This window comes from Streptomyces sp. NPDC060000, assembly GCF_042737375.1.
Taxonomy (GTDB): Bacteria; Actinomycetota; Actinomycetes; order Streptomycetales; family Streptomycetaceae; genus Streptomyces.
Map to the genome: position 1 here is coordinate 1 of NZ_JBHWUU010000174.1, position 3769 is coordinate 3769.

The 3769-nt window shown below is 67.6% G+C and carries 4 protein-coding genes; all 4 read right to left on the reverse strand.

All coding sequences use genetic code 11. The features are described from left to right. Positions 1–65: 65 nt before the first annotated feature. Complete coding sequence (locus tag ACFWBB_RS42455; protein WP_385284628.1) at positions 66–575, reverse strand: hypothetical protein; 510 nt, start codon at positions 573–575, stop codon at positions 66–68. Positions 576–617: 42 nt separating this feature from the next. Beyond that, positions 618–1946, reverse strand: a complete 1329-nt coding sequence (locus tag ACFWBB_RS42460) for a hypothetical protein (RefSeq protein WP_385284636.1) — start codon at positions 1944–1946, stop codon at positions 618–620. 248 nt (positions 1947–2194) lie between these two features. Continuing rightward, a complete protein-coding gene (locus tag ACFWBB_RS42465; protein ID WP_385284630.1) occupies positions 2195–2521 on the reverse strand; it encodes a helix-turn-helix domain-containing protein in 327 nt (108 codons plus the stop codon). After that, positions 2518–3549, reverse strand: a complete 1032-nt coding sequence (locus ACFWBB_RS42470; RefSeq protein ID WP_385284633.1) for a tyrosine-type recombinase/integrase — start codon at positions 3547–3549, stop codon at positions 2518–2520. The genes ACFWBB_RS42465 and ACFWBB_RS42470 overlap by 4 nt, the downstream gene beginning before the upstream one ends. Between the last annotated feature and the right edge of the window lie 220 nt (positions 3550–3769).

The window sequence follows — 3769 nt, forward strand, 5'->3', positions numbered from 1 at the left end:
GATCCCCGTGGGTTCAAGGAAACCGAAGGTCCTTCAGCCTGAACCCGCAGGTCCACCGATCTGCTTCAGGTCGGTAGATCCGTGGGTTCGGTTGGAACACGAGGGTGCTGTGCAAGGCGAAGAGCTTCGGCCGTGACCTCGGCGTCGACCTGTGCCTGTGTTCTGTCGCCGTATTCGAGGACGTCGTAGTCGTCGTCCAGGTTGGCAAGTTGCTCGGCCAGAGGCAGCTCGTGCCCGAAGCGCTGGTGGATCCGGAAGGCCAGCTCGCGTGGTGTCAGTTCGCCGGCCAGCATCCGGGCGGCAAGTGCTCGCGCGGCGGCTTCCTGTCCGGCAACGCTGCCCGCTGGGTGGAAGGTGAGGCCCAATTCGTCGAGTGCCGGTGGAAGGAGGTCGGGGACGTCGTAATCCGCTTCCGCGCGTGTGCACGCGGCCAAGATCCGCAGGGCAGGACTGTCGAGACCGGCAACGAGTGCATCACAGGCAGCGGTGACGACGTCGGTTGCGCGGATCTCGCCCATGCTCCAGAGGACGGCATGGTCCTGTAGGGCGGTTGCTGCTGCTTCGGTCGAGGTCACTCGCTCATGATTGCCTTCATCGTGCGTCCGGTCGAGCAGGTTTCATCGAAGCTGCTGTTCAGCGGCCTGTTCCAACAGCGCCCGCGCGGAGTCCGTGTAGCGAATCGCGGTCTTCGCATCGAGTCCGAAGACCTCGGCGAGGTGGAAGGGGTCGGGGCCATGGACGAGGGCTTCTTCGAGCTGCCGGTCGACGCGGAGCTGTTCCAGGGTGGCGGCCTGGCCGCGAAGCGGTGTGGTCAGGGAGACCGCGCTGACCGGGCCGGTGCCCAAGGCGGTGAACTTGTTGATCAGCAAGTGCGGGTTAGCGGTGTCGGGCCAGCGGCAGCGTCGGTGGTCCAGCCATTCGCGGGCGACGTGCAGTGTCAGCGCGTCCAGAGGCCGGACCCGGCCGTCGATCATGAGCTTGCGATGGCCGATGTCGAGGTCGTCGAGTTGGAGGCGCCGGATCGCACCGGATCGCGCGGCGTGCACTGCGGCGAGCGCGAGGACCAGCCGGTCCGCCGGCTTGGCGACCGCGGCAACGGAGTTGTTGACGTGCTCGGGCTCCAGGGGTTGGAGGATGCCGTACTCGTGTTGGCCAACGCGGATGCGGCTGGTCGGATTCTTGAAGATGGTGCCGCTCTTCTTCGCTCGGCCGAACAGCGACCGCAGCACGATGAGCGTGTGCCGTCGCTGGCTGCCGTGGAGTGCATCCAGCTGGGTGAGGACGTCGTCGCGCGTCACCTCGCGCAGATGGCCGTAGAGGACAGACCACTCCAGCAGGACGGGACGGATCCGGTTGAGGTAGCCCCAGACCGTGGCCTCGTCGCGGGGCTGGGACCTGGGGCCACCGTCGTGCAGGAGGCGGGCCCAGTGCTCCACGTCGCGGCGGATTCCGGGGGCAATGCCTTCGAGCTTGCGCTCCAGCCACTGTTCGAACGACGGCGTCCGGTCGTCTTGGAAGACGCCGATGTCGGCGAGTACTTCCACTGTGCGTTGGACGCTGAGCCCGCGCGATCGCAGGGCCGGGAAGATCTCGGAGTGCCGCACGACTTCGCCGCTGACATGGCTGGACAGCACGATGACCAGGGCTCGGCCGACGTCGAGGCGGACACCGCGAGGCCAGCCATGCGCTTCGCCGAGACGATGTGCGGTATGCCGGGCCCAGGCCAGCCACGGGTTGTCGAGCCGGGCATGTTCCTGGCGATTGAACCGGGTGAAATCTCGGCGGGCCTCGAACAGCGGCGGCTGGAGCCAGCCGGAGACCGGCCGGTGGGCGGGGGCCGGGTCGGGGTGGCGCGGGCGACCCCGACGTCGTCCCTGCTTACCTCTGGGAGGGCCGGGCTGACGCGGACGGTGGAGGTTGGTGAAAAACAGTTGATGATGCTGCACCTTCTCCAAGTAGGGCTCCAAGACGGTGACTTGCCCCCTGGCGTCCTGACTCGCCTGATGCCAGCACAGACGGCAGTACCCCTTCTTCAACCGCACTGTTCGCCGACAGCCGCTGCACTCGGCAGGCTCCTCGTTGCGGCGGAAACTCTCGCATGCGCCGCAGGCGCGGCCGGGCAGCACGCCCCAGCCGAAGCAGGTCGGGCAACTGGCTGGCGGTTTGCACTTGCCCGCCGGCAGAACGTAGGCCATCACATCGGCGGCAGAGACCGGCCGTCACGGCGACGCGGAACCACCACCGGGGCCGGGCCAGCCGCAACGGCGGCCTGCAGGCCGGCCTCCTCGCCGGGGCGCCGGACTTTCTCCGGCTCGGGGATCAGCAGATCGCTGATCTCGCAGCCGAGGGCGACGCAAATGACGTCCAGGTCCTCCAGCTTGAGTGAGACGGGCTGGCCGGACCACAGTCCGGACATCTTCCCGGCCGAGATCACCAGGCCGTGCTCTGCCAGGCTCCGCTGGAGCTCGGAGGCTTTCCAGACGCCCTTGTTCGCGGCGGTCAGCCGTAGGTTCCACCTCATCGGACCAGTCCTTCCAGCCGCTTCGCGGCCCGTTCCGTCCCGGCGACCCAGGCATCTTCAACCCGGGTCTGCTGGACGTGGATGTATCGCATGGTCGTAGCGATCCAGGAGTGCCCCAAAACCTCCTGGATTGCGAGCAAGTCAAGCCCGTTCCCGTAGAGTTGGGACGCGCAGAAGTGCCGAAGGACGTGCGGAGTCAGCGTCTCGCCCCACCCCGGCAGGTGCGCTTTGGTCGCATCCTTGAGCCCGCTTCGCAGGGCGTCGTCGCCCACCCGGCGGGAGGAGCCATCGATGCTCTTGCGCTCGGAGGGAAACAGCGGGGCACCAGGGCGTGCGTGATCGTCGTCGAACTGGCCCCAGACGTCCTCGATGAACCACCGAAGCGTCCGATCAGCACCGTTGATCAGCGGCACCATCCGCTCACGTGGCCCCGATCCACGGGCGCCCTTGCCGTGGCGAACGTGGAGCTTGCCGAAGCGGCCCAGGTCCCACTTGATGTCGGCCAGGTCGAGCTTGCATGCCTCGCTCACCCGCAGGCCGACCTGGGACATCAGCTTCGAGGCGGTGTAGTTCCTGGCCGTAGGGGCGAACTTGCGGCACGTCGCCAGCTCGCTGCCCCAGCCCGTGAACAGTGTCCCAACCTCCGGCTCGCTCGGCGGGATCCGCAGCTGGGCGTCCTTGGCCCCACGCGGCCGGTTCATCTCGTCGATCGGGCACTCAACAACCCGGCCGGTCATCCGGTGGAGCTCGACCTTGTGCCGCAGCTCCAGGAACATGAAATACGTCGTCAGCGCCTGCGACCGGGCCAGCCGAGTGCCGCTGGGGGAGTTCCGCAGCACCTTCCCGAAGTACGCGTCAGCGTCGGCGGGCTCCATGTCCCACAGGGGCCGGCCGAACCAGGACCTGATCTGGTCCAGGTGCCCGACGTCCCCACGGATCGTGCCGTCCGCCAGGCCAGCCGAGGCCCGCGCAAGGACAAACCCGGACAGCACGTCGGTCTCGAACCGCTCCAGCTCTTCCGCCGACACGGGTGCCCAGTGCTCACGCAGGTCCCGTACGACTGCCAGCGCCGCCAACCCGAGCCTCCTCGCCTTCGGCCCGACTGCGGATCGGTCGGACGAGGTGAGAACGCTTCAAGAATCCCGAAGTTACGTCAGAAGGCCACAGAGCACCCGAAGGAGGAAGAACCCCCTGGCCACGCGGCCAGGGACTCAGCGCGGCTCAGAAGAACTCACGGGATGTCGCACA